At 69.4% G+C, this 4,918-nt stretch carries 4 protein-coding genes and 1 pseudogene; all 5 read left to right on the top strand.

Features of this window, described 5'->3' with window-relative positions; all coding sequences use genetic code 11:
* A pseudogene (locus UW392_RS13875) lies at positions 1-150 on the top strand (6-phosphogluconate dehydrogenase); the annotation flags it as partial.
* 54 nt (positions 151-204) lie between these two features.
* Positions 205-1,326, top strand: coding sequence for a DNA replication/repair protein RecF (recF, locus tag UW392_RS13870; protein WP_320775266.1), 1,122 nt, complete (start codon positions 205-207; stop codon positions 1,324-1,326).
* Entirely contained in the window at positions 1,323-1,880 is a 558-nt protein-coding gene (locus tag UW392_RS13865) for a DUF721 domain-containing protein (protein WP_320775265.1), read from the top strand. Before recF ends, UW392_RS13865 begins: the two co-directional genes overlap by 4 nt.
* 435 nt (positions 1,881-2,315) lie before the next feature.
* Complete coding sequence (gene gyrB / locus UW392_RS13860; RefSeq protein ID WP_320775264.1) at positions 2,316-4,382, top strand: DNA topoisomerase (ATP-hydrolyzing) subunit B; 2,067 nt, start codon at positions 2,316-2,318, stop codon at positions 4,380-4,382.
* A gap of 50 nt (positions 4,383-4,432) precedes the next feature.
* Positions 4,433-4,918 (top strand): DNA gyrase subunit A (locus UW392_RS13855; protein WP_320775263.1); only part of this gene is annotated, 486 nt, incomplete at its 3' end.

Raw genomic sequence — 4,918 nt, 5'->3', positions numbered from 1 at the left:
GAGGCGGCCATCGACAACGCCGTCCCGCTGCCGGCCATCACCGCCTCGCTCTTCGCCCGCTTCGCCTCCCGCCAGGAGGACTCGCCGCAGATGAAGATGATCGCCGCGCTGCGCAACCAGTTCGGCGGCCACGCGGTCGAGAAGAAGTAGTCCACAGGTCCGCTCCGCGGATCCACAACCGTTCGGGGAGGTCGGCGAACGACCATGCACGTCACGCATCTGTCGCTGGCCGACTTCCGCTCGTACGCCCGGGTCGAGGTCCCGCTCGGCCCGGGCGTCACCGCGTTCGTGGGCCCGAACGGCCAGGGGAAGACGAACCTCGTCGAGGCGGTCGGCTATCTGGCGACCCTCGGCAGCCACCGCGTCGCCTCGGACGCGCCCCTGGTCCGCATGGGCGCCGAGCGCGCGGTGATCCGGGCCCAGGTCCGCCAGGGCGACCGGCAGCAGCTGGTCGAGCTGGAGCTGAACCCGGGCAGGGCCAACCGCGCCCGTATCAACAGGTCGTCGCAGGTCAAGCCACGCGACGTCCTCGGCATCGTGCGCACCGTGCTGTTCGCGCCCGAGGACCTCGCCTTGGTCAAGGGTGACCCCGGGGAGCGGCGGCGCTTCCTCGACGAGCTGATCACGGCTCGCTCCCCGCGCATGGCGGGTGTGCGCTCCGACTACGACCGGGTGCTGAAGCAGCGCAACACGCTGCTGAAGAGCGCCGCGCTCGCCCGTCGCCACGGCGGCCGCTCCATGGACCTGTCCACCCTGGACGTGTGGGACCAGCACCTCGCGCGCGTGGGCGCCGAGCTGCTGGCCCAGCGCCTCGACCTGGTGGCCGCCATGCAGCCGCTCACCGACAAGGCGTACGAGCAGCTCGCGCCCGGCGGCGGGCCCGTCACCCTCGAGTACAAGCCGTCCGCGCCGGGTGACGGCCATACGCGCGAGGCGCTCCACGATCAGCTGATGGCCGCCCTCGCCGAGGCCCGCAAGCAGGAGATCGAGCGGGGCGTCACCCTGGTGGGTCCGCACCGGGACGACCTGCTGCTGAAGCTGGGGCAGCTGCCGGCCAAGGGTTACGCGTCCCACGGCGAGTCCTGGTCGTACGCCCTGGCGCTGCGCCTCGCCTCGTACGACCTCCTGCGCGCCGAGGGCAACGAGCCGGTGCTCGTCCTCGACGACGTGTTCGCCGAGCTGGACGCCCTCAGGAGGGAGCGGCTCGCGGAGATCGTCGCGCCCGGCGAGCAGGTCCTGGTGACCGCCGCGGTCGACGACGACGTACCGGACGTACTGACCGGGAGCCGGTACGTGGTGTCGGGCGGCACGGTGGAGCGCGCGTGAGCGCCGACGGACCCGCACCGGAGGCTCCGGAACCCGAGGCCCGCAAGGTGCCCGAGTCCTCCGGGGTCGACCTCGCGCGCGTGGCGCTGCGGGCGGCGAAAGAGGCGGCACGCGCGCGGGGCGACGCCGCGCAGCAGAAGCGGCAGGCCAGGCGTGGGGGCGGGCTGCGTTCGGGGGCACGCGCCGACGGTCGCGATCCGATGGCGCTCGGTTCCGCCATCAACCGGCTGATCACCGAGCGTGGCTGGGAGGCGCCCGCGGCGGTCGGCGGTGTCATGGGGCGCTGGCCGCAGATCGTCGGTGAGGATCTGGCCAAGCACTGCGAGCCGGAGCGGTACGACGAGGACGAGCGGGTGCTGATCGTGCGCTGTGACTCCACGGCGTGGGCGACGAACCTGCGGCTGCTGGCCCCGCAGCTGGTCGCCCGGCTCAACGAGGACCTCGGCCACGGCACGGTCGCGGTGATCAAGGTGCACGGCCCCGCCGGTCCGTCCCGGCGCTTCGGCCCCCTGCGCGCCCCCGGGAGCACGGGGCCCGGGGACACCTACGGCTGAGCCCGGGGAGCCCGGGGTGAGCGGAGTCACACAGAGGTGTACGTCACGGCGGCCGAGGTGCCCGGAAGGGTGTCCGGCCGCCGTTTCATGCCCGTTTGGGCAGGCGTGCCCGGCGGTGTGCACCGACCTGACCCGGGGGTAGCCAAGGGTTGACGGCCCGAAGCGCTGAGTGGCGCTGTGAGCGTCTTGGAGCCCCGTTCCGCATATGGGGAGTCGGCCGAGACCGGTTCAGGGCGGCACATGCGGACTCAGGTACCGGCAAACCCCCATCACTGTCAGCGCTACCGGTAGACTGGAAGCTAATCCAGCCCCATTCGTGGGGACCGTTTCGGAAACACTGTGCAACGCTGACAAAAGCTTCCACCGCACCATGCCGCAGCCGCTCCGGCGTACCTGCCGGGAGCTTGGCTTGTGCTGTGCCAGAAAGGGCGCTTCGTGGCCGATTCCGGCAACCCCAACGAGAACATCCCGTCCACCGACGCCGGCGTCAACGGCGAGGCCGCCTCCCCGGGTGGTGAGGTCGCTGCCTCGTCCTCGTACGACGCCAGCGCGATCACCGTCCTCGAAGGGCTGGACGCGGTCCGCAAGCGACCCGGCATGTACATCGGCTCGACCGGTGAGCGCGGTCTGCACCACCTGGTGCAGGAGGTCGTGGACAACTCCGTGGACGAGGCCCTGGCGGGTTACGCGGACACCATCGACGTCACGATCCTCGCCGACGGCGGTGTCCGGGTCGTCGACAACGGCCGTGGCATCCCGGTGGGCATCCACCCCGTCGAGAAGAAGCCGGCCGTCGAGGTCGTGCTCACCGTGCTGCACGCGGGCGGCAAGTTCGGTGGTGGCGGTTACGCCGTCTCCGGTGGTCTGCACGGCGTCGGTGTCTCCGTGGTGAACGCGCTCTCCACCAAGCTCTCCGTCGACATCAGGACGGACGGCCACCGCTGGACGCAGGACTACAAGGGGGGTGCTCCGACCGCGCCCCTCGAGCGGCACGAGGCCACCGAGGAGACGGGCACCACGGTCACCTTCTGGGCCGACCCGGACATCTTCGAGACCACGGAGTACTCCTTCGAGACGCTGTCGCGGCGCTTCCAGGAGATGGCGTTCCTGAACAAGGGGCTGCGGATCAGCCTCACCGACGCGCGGGAGTCGGCGAAGGCCACGGCCGGGGCGGACGAGGCGGGCGAGGACGAGAAGCACGAGGTCAAGAGCGTCTCGTACTACTACGAGGGCGGCATCGTCGACTTCGTGAAGTACCTCAACTCCCGCAAGGGGGACGTGGTGCACCCCACCGTGATCGCCCTCGAGGCCGAGGACAAGGACAAGAACCTGTCCCTCGAGGTCGCGATGCAGTGGAACGGCGGCTACACCGAGGGCGTGTACTCCTTCGCCAACATCATCCACACGCACGAGGGCGGTACGCACGAAGAGGGTTTCCGCGCCGCGCTGACCTCGCTGATCAACAAGTACGCGCGCGACAAGAAGCTGCTGCGGGAGAAGGACGACAACCTCACGGGTGACGACATCCGCGAGGGTCTGACCGCGATCATCTCCGTCAAGCTGGGCGAGCCGCAGTTCGAGGGCCAGACCAAGACCAAGCTGGGCAACACGGAGGTGAAGACCTTCGTCCAGCGGGTGGTCTACGAGCACCTCACCGACTGGCTGGACCGCAACCCCAACGAGGCCGCGGACATCATCCGCAAGGGCATCCAGGCGGCCTTCGCGCGCGTGGCGGCCCGCAAGGCGCGCGACCTGACCCGCCGCAAGGGCCTGCTGGAGACGGCGTCCCTGCCGGGCAAGCTCTCCGACTGCCAGTCGAACGATCCCACCAAGTGCGAGATCTTCATCGTCGAGGGCGACTCCGCCGGCGGTTCGGCCAAGTCCGGCCGCAACCCCGAGTACCAGGCGATCCTCCCGATCCGCGGCAAGATCCTCAACGTGGAGAAGGCGCGGCTGGACAAGATCCTGCAGAACCAGGAGATCCAGGCGCTGATCTCCGCCTTCGGCACCGGGGTCCACGAGGACTTCGACATCGAGAAGCTCCGCTATCACAAGATCATCCTGATGGCGGACGCCGACGTCGACGGCCAGCACATCAACACCCTGCTGCTGACCTTCCTGTTCCGCTTCATGCGGCCGCTGGTCGAGGCCGGACACGTGTTCCTGTCGCGTCCCCCGCTCTACAAGATCAAGTGGGGCAAGGACGACTTCGAGTACGCGTACTCCGACCGCGAGCGCGACGCACTCATCGAACTGGGCCGGCAGAACGGCAAGCGCATCAGGGACGACTCGGTGCAGCGCTTCAAGGGCCTCGGCGAGATGAACGCCGAGGAACTGCGCGTCACCACCATGGACGTCGACCACCGCGTCCTCGGCCAGGTCACCCTCGACGACGCCGCCCAGGCCGACGACCTGTTCTCGGTGCTCATGGGTGAGGACGTCGAGGCCCGCCGCGCGTTCATCCAGCGCAACGCCAAGGACGTCCGCTTCCTCGACATCTGAGTCGGTACCGGCTGCCCAGCCGACCGCACCAGGAAGGATCTTCACCGGCAATGGCCGACGACAACACCCCTGTGACGCCCGAAGAGGCCGGGGACACCACCATCCGCATCGAGCCCGTCGGGCTCGAGACGGAGATGCAGCGCTCCTACCTCGACTACGCGATGTCCGTCATCGTCTCGCGCGCGCTGCCGGACGTACGGGACGGCCTCAAGCCCGTCCACCGTCGCGTCCTGTACGCCATGTACGACGGCGGGTACCGGCCCGAGAAGGGCTTCTACAAGTGTGCCCGCGTCGTCGGCGACGTCATGGGCAACTACCACCCGCACGGCGACTCCTCGATCTACGACGCGCTGGTCCGCCTGGCGCAGCCGTGGTCGATGCGGATGCCGCTGGTGGACTCCAACGGCAACTTCGGCTCGCCGGGCAACGACCCGGCGGCGGCCATGCGCTACACCGAGTGCAAGATGGCGCCGCTGTCGATGGAGATGGTCCGCGACATCGACGAGGAGACCGTCGACTTCACGGACAACTACGAC

The sequence above is a fragment of the Streptomyces sp. CRN 30 genome (assembly GCF_034105845.1).
This window is presented reverse-complemented; position numbering and strand designations above follow the sequence as displayed.